The 17417-nt window shown below is 42.7% G+C and carries 15 protein-coding genes; 10 read left to right on the top strand and 5 right to left on the bottom strand.

Going from position 1 to position 17417, the window contains the following annotated elements; genetic code table 11:
* Window positions 1-354: 354 nt before the first annotated feature.
* The 3 genes from ACMUMQ_RS11370 to ACMUMQ_RS11360 form a co-directional block, all read right to left on the bottom strand.
* Window positions 355-1872, bottom strand: coding sequence for a fumarate hydratase (locus ACMUMQ_RS11370; RefSeq protein ID WP_414682108.1), 1518 nt, complete (start codon window positions 1870-1872; stop codon window positions 355-357).
* Between the two features lie 161 nt (window positions 1873-2033).
* Window positions 2034-3659 carry a DUF2786 domain-containing protein gene (locus tag ACMUMQ_RS11365; protein ID WP_414682107.1) on the bottom strand — a complete coding sequence of 542 codons (1626 nt, stop codon included), beginning with the start codon at window positions 3657-3659 and terminating at the stop codon, window positions 2034-2036.
* A 61-nt stretch (window positions 3660-3720) separates the two neighbouring features.
* Window positions 3721-4164 (bottom strand): HIT domain-containing protein, encoded by a 444-nt coding sequence (locus tag ACMUMQ_RS11360; protein ID WP_414682106.1) that lies wholly within the window; start codon window positions 4162-4164, stop codon window positions 3721-3723.
* 87 nt (window positions 4165-4251) lie between these two features.
* Between ACMUMQ_RS11360 and ACMUMQ_RS11355 the strand changes: the two genes are divergently transcribed.
* From ACMUMQ_RS11355 to wrbA, 4 genes are all read left to right on the top strand, one after another.
* Window positions 4252-5121: an SMP-30/gluconolactonase/LRE family protein gene (locus ACMUMQ_RS11355; RefSeq protein ID WP_414682105.1), complete on the top strand. Its 870-nt coding sequence runs from the start codon at window positions 4252-4254 to the stop codon at window positions 5119-5121.
* A gap of 31 nt (window positions 5122-5152) precedes the next feature.
* Window positions 5153-6877, top strand: a complete 1725-nt coding sequence (locus ACMUMQ_RS11350; protein ID WP_414682104.1) for a proline--tRNA ligase — start codon at window positions 5153-5155, stop codon at window positions 6875-6877.
* A gap of 115 nt (window positions 6878-6992) precedes the next feature.
* Complete coding sequence (gene arsC / locus ACMUMQ_RS11345; protein ID WP_414682103.1) at window positions 6993-7337, top strand: arsenate reductase (glutaredoxin); 345 nt, start codon at window positions 6993-6995, stop codon at window positions 7335-7337.
* The gene (gene wrbA, locus ACMUMQ_RS11340) at window positions 7334-7936 is read left to right on the top strand and encodes an NAD(P)H:quinone oxidoreductase (protein ID WP_414682102.1); all 603 of its coding nucleotides are present in this window, start codon (window positions 7334-7336) and stop codon (window positions 7934-7936) included. Before arsC ends, wrbA begins: the two co-directional genes overlap by 4 nt.
* Window positions 7937-8026: 90 nt before the next feature.
* Here the strand turns inward: wrbA and cysB are convergent, their stop codons facing one another.
* Complete coding sequence (gene cysB, locus ACMUMQ_RS11335) at window positions 8027-9001, bottom strand: HTH-type transcriptional regulator CysB (RefSeq protein WP_414682101.1); 975 nt, start codon at window positions 8999-9001, stop codon at window positions 8027-8029.
* 108 nt (window positions 9002-9109) lie between these two features.
* Here cysB and ACMUMQ_RS11330 point away from each other — a divergent pair, with 108 nt between their 5' ends.
* A complete protein-coding gene (locus tag ACMUMQ_RS11330) occupies window positions 9110-9871 on the top strand; it encodes a sulfite exporter TauE/SafE family protein (RefSeq protein ID WP_414682100.1) in 762 nt (253 codons plus the stop codon).
* A 95-nt stretch (window positions 9872-9966) separates the two neighbouring features.
* The gene (locus tag ACMUMQ_RS11325; RefSeq protein ID WP_414682099.1) at window positions 9967-11043 is read left to right on the top strand and encodes a 3-deoxy-7-phosphoheptulonate synthase; all 1077 of its coding nucleotides are present in this window, start codon (window positions 9967-9969) and stop codon (window positions 11041-11043) included.
* An 81-nt stretch (window positions 11044-11124) separates the two neighbouring features.
* Here the strand turns inward: ACMUMQ_RS11325 and nfuA are convergent, their stop codons facing one another.
* Window positions 11125-11706: a Fe-S biogenesis protein NfuA gene (nfuA, locus tag ACMUMQ_RS11320; protein ID WP_414682098.1), complete on the bottom strand. Its 582-nt coding sequence runs from the start codon at window positions 11704-11706 to the stop codon at window positions 11125-11127.
* Between the two features lie 244 nt (window positions 11707-11950).
* On the opposite strand from nfuA, the gene ACMUMQ_RS11315 reads away from it, so the two are divergent.
* From ACMUMQ_RS11315 to fusA, 4 genes are all read left to right on the top strand, one after another.
* Window positions 11951-13612: a nitrite/sulfite reductase gene (locus tag ACMUMQ_RS11315; protein ID WP_414682097.1), complete on the top strand. Its 1662-nt coding sequence runs from the start codon at window positions 11951-11953 to the stop codon at window positions 13610-13612.
* Window positions 13596-14072, top strand: coding sequence for a DUF934 domain-containing protein (locus ACMUMQ_RS11310; protein WP_317003813.1), 477 nt, complete (start codon window positions 13596-13598; stop codon window positions 14070-14072). The genes ACMUMQ_RS11315 and ACMUMQ_RS11310 overlap by 17 nt, the downstream gene beginning before the upstream one ends.
* Window positions 14073-14221: 149 nt before the next feature.
* The gene (locus ACMUMQ_RS11305; protein ID WP_414682096.1) at window positions 14222-14887 is read left to right on the top strand and encodes a TIGR04211 family SH3 domain-containing protein; all 666 of its coding nucleotides are present in this window, start codon (window positions 14222-14224) and stop codon (window positions 14885-14887) included.
* A 327-nt stretch (window positions 14888-15214) separates the two neighbouring features.
* Window positions 15215-17305 (top strand): elongation factor G, encoded by a 2091-nt coding sequence (gene fusA / locus ACMUMQ_RS11300; RefSeq protein ID WP_414682095.1) that lies wholly within the window; start codon window positions 15215-15217, stop codon window positions 17303-17305.
* Window positions 17306-17417 lie beyond the last annotated feature (112 nt).

Genomic DNA, 17417 nt, shown 5'->3' with positions numbered 1-17417 from the left:
AATCTGAGCCATGATCAAACTCTTCAGTTAAAAAGTTTGCTTACTCAAGTATCGAAACACTAACAATTTACTTATAAAGCGAATTGACGTGTTTGACGTCTCGTAAGACTTCAATTTTTTTGACTAACTACACGCTACAAGTAGCAATGCGATGGTCTTCTGAAGCCTCCAGCGAGCGCCCACACAAATTATCTGTTTAAATTCTTAAAGAGCAGAACCAGGCATATCGCCTGACCGAGGAGCGTATAATACAGATTAAAAATTACGATGCAACACCTTCCCTAGCAAAAAAACAAAAAAGGCCGCATTTTATATTGCGGCCTTTTAAGATCATTTCTTTTTCAACGGATTCGCTTATTTAATTTCTAGGGCTTGCTCTTCTATACGAGCTTTCCATTCTGCCGGACCTGTAATGTGAACCGAGGTTCCTTCAGAATCAACAGCAACAGTGACAGGCATATCCACAACATCAAACTCGTAGATGGCTTCCATCCCAAGTTCAGGGAAAGCAATTACATCGGCTTTTTTAATGGCTTTTGACACCAAATAAGCAGCACCACCCACAGCCATAAGATAAACAGCACCAAACTCTTTGATAGCTTCAATCGCAATAGGACCACGCTCAGATTTACCTATCATGCCAAGCAAACCTGTTTCGTCCAAAATAGTACGAGCAAACTTATCCATACGAGTCGCCGTTGTTGGGCCAGCGGGACCAACTGCTTCGTCTCTAACAGGGTCAACAGGCCCTACGTAATAAATAAAGCGCCCTTTTAGGTCAACTGGTAGCTCTTCGCCATTCGCCAGCATCTCTACCATTTTCTTATGGGCTGCATCACGACCTGTTAGCATTTTGCCATTTAACAAAATAGTTTCGCCTGGCTGCCACTCTTTTACCTGCTCTGGTGTGATTTCGTTCAAATTCACTCGACGAACGCTCTCACCCACTTCCCAAGTAATTTCTGGCCAGTCATCCAATGATGGTGGCACCAAGTCCGCAGGACCAGAACCATCCAATACAAAATGCGCATGGCGGGTTGCAGCACAGTTAGGAATCATTGCAACAGGAAGTGAAGCCGCATGTGTTGGATAATCCATGATTTTGACATCCAGTACGGTTGTCAAACCACCAAGACCTTGAGCACCAATACCTAAATTGTTTACTTCTTCAAAGATTGCCAAGCGCAACTCTTCTACACGGTTTTTTGGACCACGAGCTTTTAACTCATGAATATCGATCGGTTCCATCAAAGACTCTTTCGCCATAACCATGGCTTTCTCTGCAGTACCGCCAATACCAATACCTAACATACCTGGTGGACACCAGCCCGCGCCCATTGTTGGTACTGTTTTCTTAACCCACTCAACGATATCGTCCGATGGATTTAGCATAGCAAGTTTAGATTTGTTCTCAGAACCGCCACCTTTCGCTGCCACATGCACTTCAACTGTGTCACCAGGAACGATTTCCATGTGAATCACCGCAGGCGTATTGTCTTTGGTGTTTTTACGAGCACCAGCAGGGTCATCTAGAATAGAAGCACGCAATACATTGTCTGGATGCAAATAAGCACGGCGTACACCTTCATTAATCATGTCGGTAACGCTTTTACTACTTTCCCACTGAACATTCATGCCGACCTTAACAAAAACAGTCACAATACCCGTATCCTGACAAATAGGGCGTTTACCTTCGGCACACATTCTTGAGTTAATTAGGATTTGCGCCATAGCATCTTTGGCGGCTTTACTCTCTTCTCTTTCGTATGCGTCATGTACCGCATTAACAAAATCCAGAGGGTGATAATAAGATATAAACTGTAACGCATCCGCTACACTGTCAATCAAATCATCTTCTTTAATAATGCTCATACTTCTCTCCTGCTGAGGATTATGATTATCTCGAATGGGAAATGGTAAAAGATGCAGGCAAGCAAAGGAAGTATTAAGGTAGTTTTTAACAAAATATACCCCCTATCAATCAAATGAATAGGAGGCATATAGGAAAGCAAAACAAATGATTTGATTAAGTATTAGCGGCTCATTTTTTGCTCATGATTATCAGATTTAGGTTTCTGTACAGAATGTTGAATATACTCTTCCAAAATCTCAGCTGTAAACTTCTCGCGCTCCGACAAAGATGAAATGCGCTCCGCCTCCCAATTAATTAGGCGAATAAAAACAGAGTACTTTTTAATGAAGCCATAGCCAATATCTCGAACACCAACCCCATTAGAATCCATCAGATAAATAACCTGCTCTAAACTCTTCTGAGTTTCAAACTGCCCACCCTCACTCGCTGCGATAAGCAATCGCTGAATTCGCTGGATTGGGTTTTCAGATGGTCTAGCATCTTTTTTCGACGAACTAGACACCAAAAACTTATCCAACATCTTCTCTGTGTGCTCTTCACGCTCATGCACATCCTCGATAAGCGCCGACTCTCTCTCCAGCAACCGAATAAACAGACTCTTGTTTTTAATATCAGAGAATTCCAAGTCTTTAAGAGAAAGACCATTTTCACTCATAATACTAATTACTTTTTCATAAGAAGACATAGCTTCATCACCAACAGAAACAGCTAATGCCAACTCTCGACGAAGCTCATGCATAATTTTCGCCGCACGATAATCTTCTTTACGCTGCAAATGCTGCTGAAGAGACTCTTTCGCTTTCTCTAAATCTTGAGTGATCGCATCGTAACCCTGAACAGCCTCTTGCTCATCTCGTAAGCAAGCCATACGAACATTAGTGCAGCGCGCCTCCCAAGCTTCATAAGACTTCGCTCTCGCCTGAAACGCCCTTTCTATTGCCTCTTCAAAACTCTGTTCAATCCTCGCTCGCTCAGCTCGCTCTTGAACTTCATCTTGCTCATGCTCATAGCGCTTCTGCTTTTTAGATTGTAGATTTTCTTGAGCCAGAGAAAGTTGAGTGTTAAGCGCCTCAATATTAGATTGAACCTTCACTTCATCAAAGTTCGCAAGCTTTTCATAAACCTTGGACCAGTAGCCATCTTCCACAAAAGGAATATTTGGATCGCTGGCAGCGTATTGTGTTTTTAAAGTCTCTGTGAATTCAGCATTGTTTGAACGAAAAACTTCTGTTGCATTAATGACATTATCACCAGATGACGAATAATTTACCGTATCAACTTCATCATTGGCTTCTGCCGCACACTCACTTACAACTTCTTCGCTATCCAAAACCGGTTCGTTTTCCATACTTTCGCTACTCGTCAAGTCCACTTCAGAATTCGCATCCAACTCACTCTCTACTTCTGCATTGTCTAACTCGCCTTCAAACAAATCATCAACGGTTTCTTCAAGATCATCGAGAATCGTTCGAGCGGATTCATAAGCTCGACTTGGATCATTATTTTTTTCACTAAAACGACGTTGGTAAACAGAAGGTTCAGAAGGAGTCTGCACGGAAGTTTGTTTAGCGTATCGAGGAGCTGCACCACCCCAACTGACACGATAAAGTGTAGAACGGTCACACAACTGAAGAATTGGCAGCTCTCGCTGAGCTATTTGATATTGCCTAATCAATGACTCTGCATGACGCAGCGCCACAGTAGATTCACTCGAGTTGGTCGATGTTGCTAAATTCAGCAATTTAACAACTTTCTGTATAGCCTTCTTCCTTCTGCGTACGCTCATAAAACAGACTTTCCAAATTGACTAAATATCATCCTAATAGAATACCAATCTTAAGCTTATTTCAATAGTAAAGATCAGCGCCGTCACCTAATGAAACCAAATCATCACTTAGTAATGATTGAACCTTTTGCAAAATCTTGGCCAAGTTTTCTTCCGTGTACGCAACAGCAGGAAACTTGCCCCACATAGGTCCCGGCCAACACAAATCAGTTGAGTAACGCACTATATGATGAAGGTGTAATTGAGGCACCTGATTGCCGAGGGCGGCAACATTTAGCTTGGTAGCAGAAAAAGCATCATGCAAAATTTCTGACAGCAAACAACTCTCGGCTATTAATCGCTGACGATCCTCCTCAACAAGCTGATAAATCTCAGTAATATGGTTACGTTGAGGGATCAAAATAAACCAAGGGAACTGAGCATCATTCATTAACCTCAACTGGCATAATGAAAAACACCCAACCAACACAGAATCGCGCTCTAAAACTGGATCTAACTCAAACATCTTTATACATTCCCACTTTACAAAAAAGGCTTTCATAAGCACTATAGCACCCTCAATTTTAAAATCACTGAGAGACTTGGAGCTCGCATGACAACAATGCAATGTGTCTTGGATGCACAAGCGAAATTAGCTGAATGCCCACGTTGGGACGAAACAACTCAAACTCTATATTTTGTTGATATCGATTCCTTTAAGCTGCATGCCTACAACACCCAATCAGAAACATTGTCATCACGCACCTTTGATGAAGAAATAGGCTGTTTCTCTTTGAGCAAAAATGGTGGATTTATTGCTGCATTCCGATCAGGTGTTTACACATTCCCTGACTTCGAAGCCCCATTAGAACCTTACTGGCTCGCTACATACGATCAAAAAACAACACGCTTTAATGACGGCCGTTGTGACGCGAAAGGCCGCTTTCTTGCCGGAACAATGTATTCACCAAAAGATGCATTTAAAGGCGCGCTACATCAGTTCAGCCAAGGCCAAGAAAAGCTTATCGACCAAGCTGCCTGGACATCAAATGGACTCGCTTTCTCTCCTGATAGCAAAACCATGTACTATTCTGACACACCGAATCACGTGGTTTATCAATTTGATTACGACCTTGAAACAGGCTCAGCAACAAATAAACGAGTCTTCATTGAATTTCCTCGCGGCAATGGTCGTCCAGATGGTGCCGCAGTAGATGCTGAAGGAAACTACTGGTCTGCTTTATATCAAGGCCAACGCGTCGTAAAAATAAGCCCTGAAGGGAACATTTTAGAAGAGTACCCCGTACCTGCGACTTACCCAACTATGGTAGCATTTGGCGGCAAAGACATGAGCACCTTATTCGTGACCACATGTCGATCAGCCCAAACAGAAGAAGAATTAGAAGAATTCCCCCAAGCTGGCGGAATCTTTGCCATTACAGTTAACACCAAAGGCCAACACGAAGCAAAATTCGCTGGCTAATCATACAACCTAAAAAATAGACAAGACTATCATGCGCGCAAGCAATTATTTATTTTCTACCCTACGTGATGCTCCAACCGATGCCGTCGTAACCAGCCACCAGCTTATGGTTCGTGCCGGCATGATTCGCCAGCTTTCTAAAGGCTTATACACTTGGCTACCAACGGGACTAAAAGTACTTCGTAAAGTCGAGAACATTGTCCGTGAAGAAATGGAAAAAGCGGGCTCACTGGAAGTCATGATGCCAGGAGTTCAACCTGCTGAATTATGGCAAGAGACTGGCCGCTGGCAGAAATACGGTGCCGAATTACTTCGCCTACAAGATCGCCATGGTCGCGATTATTGCCTTGGACCAACTCACGAAGAAGTCATCACAGATCTTGCTCGCAATGAACTGACTAGCTACAAGCAACTACCAATGAACTTCTTCCAGATCCAAACAAAGTTCCGTGATGAGGTTCGCCCACGTTTTGGCGTTATGCGCTCTCGCGAGTTCTGCATGAAAGACGCTTATTCATTCCATGTTAATGAAGAGTCATTGCATGAGACCTACGAGGTAATGCATAAAGCCTATTGCAACGTATTCGATCGAATCGGTCTAGACTACCGTCCAGTACTGGCAGACACAGGCAGCATTGGCGGTGCGTACTCACATGAATTCCATGTACTTGCAGACTCTGGTGAAGATGACATTGCGTTCAGTGATGCTTCTGATTTCGCAGCCAACGTAGAACTTGCAGAGGCAGTTTGCTTAAAATCAAAAGCCGGCGCACCAACACAAGAATTGGCCGAAGTCTTAACGCCGGACTGCAAGACAATTCAACAGGTTGCTGAATTCCTTAAGCTAGATGTCACTCAGACAGTGAAAACTATGCTGGTAAAAGGCCTAGATGAAAACGAGCAAGCGACCATTGTTGCTCTTGTATTGCGCGGCGATCACAACATCAATGAATTGAAAGTAGAAAAGCTTGAAGGCATTATTTCTCCTTTTGAATTTGCTGATGAAGCTGACATCATCAACAAGATTGGTTGCGCACCTGGCTCAATTGGCCCTAAAGGCTTAAAAGAGAAAGGCATTCGTATTATTGCTGACCGCTCAGCAGCAGTTATGTCTGACTTCTGCGCTGGCGCAAACAAAGATGACCATCACTTAACTGGCTTAAACTGGGAAAGAGACTGCCCAGATTTTGAAACAGCCGATTTGCGAAACGTTGTCGAAGGTGATCCGTCTCCAGACGGCAAAGGCACAATCGTCATCAAACGCGGCATCGAAGTCGGTCACATTTTCCAATTAGGCCAACAGTATGCAGAAGCCTTAAAAGCAACCGTACTAGATGAAAACGGCAAAGCCCAAGTAATGCACATGGGCTGTTACGGAATCGGTGTTTCTCGTATTGTTGCTGCAGCCATTGAGCAAAACTTTGATGAGAAAGGTATCTTGTGGCCAGAAAGCATCACGCCTTTTGATGTTGTGATTGTTGCCATGAATTACGATAAATCCGAAGCCGTCCGCAACGAATGTGATCGCTTATATTCTGAGCTAAAAGCAAAAGGCTTAGATGTATTACTTGATGATCGTAAAGAACGCCCTGGTGTGAAATTCGCTGATTGCGAGTTACTTGGCATTCCACATCGCCTTGTTGTCGGCGATAAAGGCTTGGCGAACGACACACTTGAATACAAAAATCGCACTCAAGGTGAAAACGAAGATGTTGCGACCGCTGACGCTGTCGACTTCATCTTAAACAAAAAATAAACCGCACCACTTTACTCAAGCCACCTCATAAATTGAGGCTGGCTTGAGTAAATTTCCATAACGCTCATTTATTCCCTTCATAAGCGGACAAAGCCACAATAAATAGGAAGCCAATATGACCACTATTTACCACAACCCGCGATGCTCTAAATCCCGTCAAACTCTGCAACTATTAGAAGAGTACAACATTCAACCTGACGTTCGCCTCTATCTCCAAGAACCACCAAGCGTTGACGAGCTTAAGCGCATTCTAAATCTGCTTGATATGTCACCTTTAGAGCTAATGAGAACAAAAGAAGCCCTCTACAAAGAACTTGGACTCAACAAAGACTCCAGTGATGAAGAACGACTTCAAGCCATGCATCAAAACCCAAAACTCATTGAGCGCCCTATTGTCATTCATAACGATCAAGCTAAACTCGGCCGACCTCCAGAAAATGTTTTGGAATTATTCAAATGAGTGAATCACCTTACGTATTGATTTTATTCTATAGCCGCCATGGCTCCATTGCCGAAATGGCCAAACACATTGCCAGAGGCGCCAATAAAGTAAGCAATATAGAAGTAAAAATTCGCCAAGTTCCTGATGTCGCTGTAACAACCCAGACAGCACAACCAGAATTACCAGAAGAAGGTGCTCCATACTGCACATTAGAAGAACTATCTAATTGCTCTGGTCTTGCCCTCGGCTCTCCATCCTACTTTGGCAGCATGGCTGCACCTTTAAAGCATTTCATCGACCAAACCTCTACACTGTGGCTTACAGGACAACTAATAGACAAACCTGCCTGCGGTTTTACCAGCGCAAGCACCATGCATGGCGGTCAAGAACAATGCCTACATAGCATGATGACACCTCTATTGCATCATGGAATGATTTGGGCCGGACTACCTTATAAGAATAAAGAACTGATTAGCACCACCACTGGCGGAACGCCTTATGGTGCAAGCCATTTAGCCAACCACACCAGTGAAGTTAGCCTTTCAGAAGAAGAAAAAGCCTTATGCGAAGCTCAAGGTAAACGCATCGCAGAAATGGCACTTAAACTTAAGAAGTAACACCTTTCTTCTCGCATAAAAAAACTACGACCTTTTCGGAGTCGTAGTTTTTATTCACCAATACCTTGAAGTTAAATAGCGATAAAACGCCTAGTATCTCGGCAACTCAATATCTTTAAACAATAGCTCAACATCTTGGCGATTAGGTGCTTCCATCGCTGCCACAACTAAGTCTTTTGTTAAATGAGGTGCGAAAGATTCAATAAACTTATACATGTAGCCGCGGATAAAAGTATTATTCCGAATCCCTATTTTAGTACAACTATCCTCAAATAAATGCGATGCATCTAAAGCAACTAAATCTGAGTCTTGTTCTTTGTCATAAGCCATAGAAGCCACAATACCCACACCTAGCCCCAGACGAACATAGGTTTTGATCACATCAGAATCAGCAGCTGTGAAAACCACATTAGGGTTTAAGTCAGCGTCTTGGAAAGCCTGATCCAACTGCGAGCGCCCCGTAAAACCAAATACATAAGTTACGATCGGATATTCAGCCAAAGCGTCTAAAGTGAGTTTTTTCGTTTTCGCCAAAGGGTGATTTTTTGGCACAACCACAGATCGATTCCACGTATAGCAAGGTAACATAACCAAATTACCAAACTGCTCTAGCGCTTCAGTGGCAATCGCAAAATCCACAACACCATCATTCGACATTTCTGCAATTTGCATCGGCGTACCTTGATGCATGTGCAAAGTCACATCTGGATAACCTTCGATAAACTGGTTAATTACTTTAGGCAAAGCATATCTCGCTTGAGTGTGAGTGGTTGCGATATCAAGAGAACCTTTGCGCTCATCGCTAAACTCTTTTGCAACACGCTTAATGTTTTGCGTTTGACTCAACACTTCACCAGCCAACTCGATAATTTTTTCACCTGCTGGCGTTATATGCGTTAAATGCTTTCCACTACGTGCAAAGACCTCAACACCCAATTCATCTTCCAACAGACGAATCTGCTTACTAACACCTGGTTGCGAGGTGTATAAGCTTTGCGCTGTCGCCGAGACATTTAAATCGTGACGCGCGACTTCCCATATATACCTAAGCTGTTGTAGTTTCATCGTCTGCCTTATTCTAAAAAGAGTTAAAAACATAATAAAATATTACTTTATAGAATAGTAAAAAACCTCTAATGTTGCCAGCTTAAATAACTTCTATATGGTTTTCGAATGGATTTTCTTTGGTACATTTTTGCTGGTGCAGCTGTCGGTTTAGCAGTGGGCATTACTGGTGTTGGCGGTGGCTCTTTGATGACGCCGCTACTTTTGCTATTCGGCTTTCCTCCTCATATCGCCATCGGTACAGATTTAATGTATGCAGGCATAGCTAAAAGCACAGGCGTTGTCATGCACGCTAAACGAGGCAATGTAAATTGGAGCATTGTCTTTGCAATGGCTGCAGGAAGCATTCCGGCATCTTTTATTACCATATGGGCTTTGTCAAAATTTGAGAAGCCAGATCACTATCAAGAAATATTAACTGGCCTTTTAGGGTTAATGCTTGTCATGACTGCCATTGTGATCTTGTTTCGATCCAAGCTCACTAAAACACTGAACTTTGACTTCAGTGCACAACAAAGCTCAAAAATCATTTTTGTATGCGGTATCGCTCTAGGTGCTTTAGTAACACTTACTTCTGTCGGTGCTGGCGCATTAGGCACAGCCATTATGATGATTTTATTCCCTGTGATGCGAGCAAAAAACATTGTCGGAACCGACCTAGCTCACGCTGTCCCTCTTACGCTGGTTGCTGGTATCGGACACTTATTCTTAGGTAATGTCGATTACACTCTGCTTGCTGCTTTATTGATTGGATCTATACCTACTATTTATGTAGGAACACGTATTGCGAGCTATGTGTCGAATCGTATTTTACAACCCGTACTTGCAACTGCCCTCTTTGCTTTTGGCGTTAAGTATCTTTTTTTCTAAAAAGCAAAAAAACTGACCAATTACGGTTCATTCACAGCGAAAAACACGATATTGTAAGCCGCTACAAATAAAAGCGATAAACAGGAAAAACCTCAATGAGTAACGCACGTCTTGAAGACTTAAATATTGCCTCTTTTACTTCCTTGGTTACGCCAAGTGAATTGAAAGCTGAGCTGCCCGTTAGCGATAGCATTAGCAGTCATGTTGCAGAATCCCGCGAGATCATCAAAAACATCATGGACGGCAAAGATCACCGCCTAGCAATTGTTATTGGCCCATGCTCTATCCATGACCCTGCAGCAGCACTTGATTATGCGAAGCGCCTAAAAAAATTGGCAGTTGAACTAGACGATACTCTTTATATTATTATGCGCGCTTATTTTGAGAAGCCGCGCACTACTGTTGGCTGGAAAGGTTTGATCAATGATCCAAATCTAGACGGTACATTCGATATTGATAAAGGCATTCGCATTGGCCGAAAATTATTGATTGATTTAGCCGAGCTTGGTCTTCCTTTGGCGACAGAAGCCTTGGATCCAATCTCACCACAATACATTCAAGACTTAATCAGCTGGTCTGCTATTGGCGCTCGTACAACTGAATCACAAACTCACCGTGAAATGGCTTCAGGCCTTTCTGGTCCTGTCGGATTCAAAAACGGCACAGATGGTTCAATGACAGTTGCTGTTAACGCTATGCAATCTGTTTCTCACCCTCACTCTTTCCTTGGTATTAATGAAGTTGGTCAAGTCAGCATTGTTAACACGAAAGGAAATGCATACGGCCACCTTGTTCTACGTGGTGGCAATGGCTTACCAAACTATGACGCAGCTAACATTGCATTGAGTGAAAAAGCATTAACCGCTGCAAACTTGAAGCACAACATCATGGTCGATTGCTCTCACGAGAACTCGAACAAGAAACCAGAAAAACAAGTTACTGTCGCAGAAGATTCAACACAGCAAATTCTTGATGGTAACAACTCCATCATGGGCTTAATGATTGAAAGTAACATTGGCTGGGGCAACCAAAAAGTACCAGCTGATCTGAAAGACTTAGAATACGGTGTATCTATCACTGATGCTTGCATTGACTGGGAAACAACTGAAAAGTCGTTGACCACTATGGCAAACGCTTTGCGTGACGTTCTTCCAAAACGTCAGCGTTCGTAAGTTTTCTATTTTCCAATAAAAAAGGTAATCGAGAAATCGATTACCTTTTTTTGTTTTAACCATACAATTTATAGCCAGATATTACATGAAAGCGTTATCTGTCACGGTATGATCAGTAGAATCTTTCACCGCGGTAAGACCAGGCACTTTCTCAATCAGTGTCTTCTCAACACCTTCTTTCAAAGTCAAATCAACAGCACTACAACCTTGGCAACCACCGCCGAATTTGAGGATTGCCACTTCGCCATCAATCACCTCAACCAAACTTACTTCACCACCGTGTGCAGCCAAGCCTGGGTTGATTTCTGAATACAATACATAGTTGATTTGATCTTCAATTGGACTGTCTGCCGTTACCTTAGGCATCTTAGCATTTGGCGCTTTAATAGTTAGCTGACCACCCATTTTTTCTGTTGCGTAATCAACAAAAGCTTCATCTAAGAAGTTTACAGACATTTTTTCTATATAAACTTTCAACTTAGGTAAGTTTAAAATTTCATCTGTTTCATTTACTTCATCTGGTCTGCAATAAGCAAGACAAGTTTCAGCGTAAGGCGTACCCGGTTGCTGAATAAAGATTCGCACAGCGATCCCTTCCACTCCTTGCTTTTCCAGCAATGAAGACAAGTATTCTTGGGCACCATCCGTAATTGTAATATTCATAATAACCCTTTCTAAATCTATATAACGATTGATGCCTGTATATTACCGCAGATGCCCAACAATTCCAAAGACCAAGTAAAAAACTAAGGTATTTTTCCTTTATTTAAAAAGCCAATTGATAACTCTTCACCTCAATAAGCCTTATTAGAAAAACCGCTAAAGATATAGGTAAATATTCATTTTTAGTATAAAGGATGTTTGCTAATATACGCTCATCAAAATTTATCAATCACGGTTCCTAACTATGTATCAATATGACGCCATAGACCAACAGCTTGTTGAAGAACGTGTCGCTCAATTTCGCGACCAAACACGCCGTTATCTTGCGAAAGAATTAAGCGAAGAAGCCTTCTTGCCTTTGCGCCTTCAAAATGGATTGTATGTTCAGCGCTACGCACCAATGTTACGCATCGCTATTCCATATGGCATGCTTTCTAGCACTCAATTGCGCAAACTAGCGGACATCAGCTGCCGATATGACAAATCATACGGTCACTTTAGTACACGTCAGAACTTGCAATTGAACTGGCCTAAACTAGAAGATGTGCCAGACATCCTAGCAGAGTTAGCTGAAGTACAAATGCATGCCGTACAAACCAGTGGTAACTGTATTCGTAACACCACAACTGACCAATATGCTGGTGTGATTGCTGATGAAGTGGTTGACCCTCGCCCTTACTGTGAGCTAATTCGACAGTGGTCTACATTCCACCCAGAATTTGCTTTCTTACCACGTAAATTCAAAATCGCTGTCAACGCAACAGAATCTGCAGACCGAGCTGCAACACAAGTTCACGACATTGGTTTGCACATTAAGAAAAACGACGCGGGTGAAATTGGTTTCAAGGTGATCGTTGGCGGTGGCTTGGGCCGTACACCAATGGTTGGCGTAACGATTTGCGAATTTATTCCTCGCCAAGACTTATTGACTTACCTCGACGCTATCCTTCGTGTTTATAACCAAACAGGAAACCGTCAGAACAAGTACAAAGCTCGTATTAAAATCCTAGTAAAAGCATTAGGTATTGATGAATTCCGTAAGCGCGTCGATGCTGAATGGGCTCACTTAAAAGGAACAGAAAGCACGGTTCCTATGGCGGAATTTGATCGTTTAGCAAGCTTCTTTTCTGAGCCTGCTTACGAAAACTTAGAAAACAATCCTGCTAGCCTAACAAGCAAATTGTCTGAGAGTGCTGGTTTTGCTCGCTGGTATGAGCGCAATACTTTTGCTCACAAAAAAGCAGGCTACCGAATTGTTACTCTTACGCTGAAAAAGGCAGGCCAAGCACCTGGTGATGCAACAGCAGATCAAATGCAAAAAGCTGCGGATCTTGCCGATAAGTTTAGCTTCGGCGAGCTACGCGTAAGTCACGAACAAAACCTAGTCCTATCGGATGTTCGTCAAGATCAACTTGCCGAATTGTGGGATGCTGCGAAAGAAGCAGGTTTCGCAACACCGACTTTAGGCTTGTTAACTGACATGATTTGCTGCCCTGGTGGTGATTTCTGTGCTCTTGCCAATGCGAAATCCATCCCGATTGCAGCACAAATTCAAGACACGTTTAACGATCTAGATTACCTTTATGACCTAGGTGAAATTGACCTTAACATTTCAGGCTGTATGAATGCTTGTGGTCACCACCACGTTGGTAATCTAGGCATCTTGGGTGTAGATAAAAAAGGCGAAGAGTTTTACCAAGTTTCAATCGGTGGAGCTTCTGGACACGATGCCAGCATAGGTAAAATCTTAGGACCTTCCTTTGCTCAAGAAGAAATTAGCGGTGTTATTCAAAAGCTAATGGATGTTTATGTTAGCAACCGTTCAGAAGACGAGCGTTTCATCGACACTTATCGCCGTATTGGCATCACACCATTTAAAGAGGCCGCTTATGCCAAAGCTAATTAAAAACGGTGAAATCATCGACAATGCTTATGTTTGGTTAGATAGCAATGAACAAGAAGTGGTTCCAAACGGTATCGTTTCTGTTCAAAAATGGTTAGCCGAAAAAGACACCATTGGTTCAGTTGCAGGCATTTGGCTTGATGCTGGCGACGGCGTGGAATGCTTAAGCGACATCAACCTAGATCAATTTGAAGTCATTGGCATCAATTTTCCAGCGTTTGCAGATGGCCGCGGATTCAGCTACGCACGCCTTTTAAAAGAGAGATTGAATTACCAAGGTGAAATTAGAGCCTTAGGTAACTTCATCCCAGATCAATTAGGTTATCTTTTAAGAGTTGGATTCAACAGCTTCCAGTTTAACGAAGATGTAGATTTGGAAAAGGCGTTAGATTTACATCGCCCTTTCTCTGTCGCTTACCAAGGTGACGTTGCTGATCCACGACCTATTTTCTTGCGTCGATAGGCAACTTACTCCGACCTACAAAGCAAAAGCTTTACAATAAAATATCCATAAAAGGCCATTACGATGGCCTTTTTCTATTGCGTATTGCACCACTCCTGATTATCGTTACTAAATAACTCAAAGTGATTGATTTGCTGAAGGAACTTAATGTGTCTAGAAAATGTGTCACTAGCCTATTAGCTGGCCTACTACTCTCCACCTCTGTTTACGCTGAAACTGTCTATGTCTCTGATATTCAATTTGTTGCTATTCGAGAAGGCCTCGACAACAGCACAAGAGCGGTAGAAAGAGGGTTAAAAAGCGGAACACCATTAGAAATTCTCGAAAGAAGCGAAGGCTACAGCAAGGTCCGCACTCCTAGCGGTAATGAAGGCTGGGTAGCTGATTACTTCCTTAGTGAAGACACAGTAACTAGAGATAAAATGAGTGCCCTACAGAGCCAAGTTAATCGAGTCACGGAAAGCAGAAACGACATTGCAAACACGCTCAAAGCAAGCCAACAAAAAATTCAAGAACTCATCCAAGAGAACACTCAACTAAAAAATAACAACAGTGCATTGGAACAAGAGCTCAGCGACCTAGCAGAGGTCTCCGAAAAAGCCAAAGAGATTGTCTCTAAAAATGAAACCATCAGTTACGAAATGGCCAGTCTAAGACAGCGTACTGATGCTGCAGTGACACAAGCGAACCAGCTACAAAAATCCAATGATCAAAGATGGTTTATTATTGGTGCTGGAACCCTCTTTGGCGGACTATTCTTAGGCATCCTACTACCATCCTTACGCCGCAAAAAAGCAGGTACAGGTTCTTGGTAACAAGAACGCATATGAAGTAAAACCTCAGCCTCTTTAGTTGCAAATAATCCAACAATTAAAGAGGCTAAAGCCTATTTTTAAATCCAACTCTTGTTTATTCCGTTAAAAACCCAGTACAGCACGGGCAAAAGCAAAGTTTTAGCCTCTCATTTACTCTGTTTTTGGCGCTTAAAAAACATTTATGCGTTATTTCTAGAATGCTTTTCACAGCCCCCTTTCTTTAATCCTATAAAATATAATAGAATAGCGCGAAATACTTGGCCACAAATGTAAAAAGCCTTGTATAATAGCGCGCAAATTTCGTCCTCAATTATTTAGAGTAATGTAATGGCTGACTTATCAAAATACAGAAACATCGGTATTTTTGCTCACGTTGACGCGGGTAAAACTACTACCACAGAACGTATTCTTAAACTTACCGGTATGATTCACAAACTCGGTGAAGTACATGAAGGTGAGTCAACTACTGACTTCATGGAACAAGAAGCAGAACGTGGTATTACTATCCAATCAGCAGCAGTAACATGTTTCTGGAAAGACCATCGTTTTAACGTTATCGACACACCTGGACACGTTGACTTCACAGTAGAAGTATACCGTTCCCTTAAAGTTCTTGACGGTGGTGTTGGTGTATTCTGTGGTTCTGGTGGTGTTGAACCACAATCAGAAACAAACTGGCGCTACGCAAACGAGTCAGAAGTAGCTCGTTTGATCTTCGTAAACAAACTAGACCGTCTAGGCGCTAGCTTCTACCGCGTTACTAAACAAGTTGAAGACGTACTAGGTGCGACGCCTCTTATCATGGTATTGCCAATTGGTACTGAAGACGAATTCGTAGGTGTTGTTGACCTTCTAAGCCGTAAAGCTTACGTTTGGGATGATTCTGGCCAACCAGAAAACTACAGCATCGAAGACGTTCCTGCAGACATGGTTGATCAGGTAGAAGAATACCGTGAGAAACTAATCGAAACTGCAGTTGAACAAGACGACGACATCATGATGGCCTACATGGATGGCGAAGAGCCTTCTATGGAAGACATCAAACGTTGTATCCGTACTGGTACACGTGATCTTGCTTTCTTCCCTACTTACTGTGGTTCTGCCTTCAAAAACAAAGGCATGCAACTTCTTCTTGACGCTGTGGTTGACTACCTACCTAGCCCAACAGATGTTGTTCCACAAGATCTTACTGACGAAGAAGGTAATCCAAACGGCGAGAAAGCACTTGTTGACGCTAACGAACCTTTCAAAGCTCTTGCTTTCAAAATCATGGATGACCGTTTCGGTGCCTTGACTTTCGTACGTGTTTACTCTGGTAAACTGAACAAAGGCGATACGATCCTAAACAGCTTCACAGGTAAAACTGAGCGTGTTGGTCGTATGGTGGAAATGCAAGCGGATGACCGTAAAGAAATCAACTCAGCACAAGCTGGTGATATCCTTGCAATCGTTGGTATGAAAAACGTACAAACTGGTCACACTCTTTGTGATCCTAAGCACCCATGTACTCTTGAAGCGATGGTTTTCCCTGAGCCAGTAATCTCTATCTCTGTTACTCCTAAAGATAAAGGTGGTAACGAGAAAATGGGTATCGCGATCGGTAAAATGGTTGCAGAAGATCCAACTTTCCGCGTAGAAACTGACCAAGATTCTGGTGAGACTATCCTTCGTGGTATGGGTGAGCTTCACCTAGATATCAAAGTAGACATCTTGAAGCGTACTTACGGCGTAGACCTAATTGTTGGTCAGCCTCAGGTTGCTTACCGTGAAACGATCACGAAAGAAGTTGAAGATACTTACACGCACAAGAAACAATCTGGTGGTTCTGGTCAGTTCGGTAAGATCGATTACCGTATCAAACCAGGTGAGCTTGGTTCTGGCTTCACTTTCTCTTCTTCTGTTGTGGGCGGTAACGTACCAAAAGAATTCTTCCCAGCAGTAGAAAAAGGCTTTAAGTCTATGATGGAAGAAGGTGTTCTAGCTGGCTTCCCAGTACTAGACGTTGAAGTTGAGTTGTTCGACGGTGGATTCCACGCAGTTGACTCCTCTGCTATTGCCTTCGAAATCGCTGCTAAAGGCGCTTTCCGTCAGTCTATCCCGAAAGCTGGTCCTCAGTTGATCGAGCCTATCATGAAGGTTGACGTGTTCACTCCTGATGATCACGTTGGTGATGTTATCGGTGACCTTAACCGTCGTCGCGGCATGATCAAAGACCAAGAGAAAGGCGTAACTGGCGTACGTATTAAAGCAGACGTTCCTCTTTCTGAAATGTTTGGTTACATCAGCTCTCTACGTACAATGACATCTGGTCGTGGTCAGTTCTCTATGGAGTTCTCTCACTACCTACCATGTCCTGCAAACGTAGCAGAAACAGTAATCGCAGCTCAAAAAGAGAAAAAAGAAAAAGAAAAGAACTAATTTCTGATTTTCTTTCTCTTCAAAAAACCCGATGCATCGCATCGGGTTTTTTTATGTCCTCTAAAAATTTGGCACAAAAAAAAGAGCACCCAAAAGCACTCTTTAGTTCTCG

The organism is Marinomonas algae (assembly GCF_047525555.1).
In the GTDB taxonomy this organism is placed as follows: domain Bacteria; phylum Pseudomonadota; class Gammaproteobacteria; order Pseudomonadales; family Marinomonadaceae; genus Marinomonas.
The sequence above is the reverse complement of the archived record's forward strand: the minus strand, read 5'-3'. Positions and strand labels throughout refer to the sequence as shown.

Bases quoted from the DNA above. Each gene is read 5' to 3' on its own strand.
- wrbA (WP_414682102.1), top strand. From the start codon at position 7,334: ATGAGTGAATCACCTTACGTATTGATTTTATTCTATAGCCGCCATGGC.
- arsC (WP_414682103.1), top strand. From the start codon at position 6,993: ATGACCACTATTTACCACAACCCGCGATGCTCTAAATCCCGTCAAACT.
- ACMUMQ_RS11330 (WP_414682100.1), top strand. From the start codon at position 9,110: ATGGATTTTCTTTGGTACATTTTTGCTGGTGCAGCTGTCGGTTTAGCA.
- nfuA (WP_414682098.1), bottom strand. From the start codon at position 11,706: ATGAATATTACAATTACGGATGGTGCCCAAGAATACTTGTCTTCATTG.
- ACMUMQ_RS11365 (WP_414682107.1), bottom strand. From the start codon at position 3,659: ATGAGCGTACGCAGAAGGAAGAAGGCTATACAGAAAGTTGTTAAATTG.
- ACMUMQ_RS11310 (WP_317003813.1), top strand. From the start codon at position 13,596: ATGCCAAAGCTAATTAAAAACGGTGAAATCATCGACAATGCTTATGTT.
- ACMUMQ_RS11350 (WP_414682104.1), top strand. From the start codon at position 5,153: ATGCGCGCAAGCAATTATTTATTTTCTACCCTACGTGATGCTCCAACC.
- ACMUMQ_RS11360 (WP_414682106.1), bottom strand. From the start codon at position 4,164: ATGTTTGAGTTAGATCCAGTTTTAGAGCGCGATTCTGTGTTGGTTGGG.
- ACMUMQ_RS11370 (WP_414682108.1), bottom strand. From the start codon at position 1,872: ATGAGCATTATTAAAGAAGATGATTTGATTGACAGTGTAGCGGATGCG.
- ACMUMQ_RS11315 (WP_414682097.1), top strand. From the start codon at position 11,951: ATGTATCAATATGACGCCATAGACCAACAGCTTGTTGAAGAACGTGTC.
- ACMUMQ_RS11355 (WP_414682105.1), top strand. From the start codon at position 4,252: ATGACAACAATGCAATGTGTCTTGGATGCACAAGCGAAATTAGCTGAA.
- ACMUMQ_RS11325 (WP_414682099.1), top strand. From the start codon at position 9,967: ATGAGTAACGCACGTCTTGAAGACTTAAATATTGCCTCTTTTACTTCC.
- fusA (WP_414682095.1), top strand. From the start codon at position 15,215: ATGGCTGACTTATCAAAATACAGAAACATCGGTATTTTTGCTCACGTT.
- cysB (WP_414682101.1), bottom strand. From the start codon at position 9,001: ATGAAACTACAACAGCTTAGGTATATATGGGAAGTCGCGCGTCACGAT.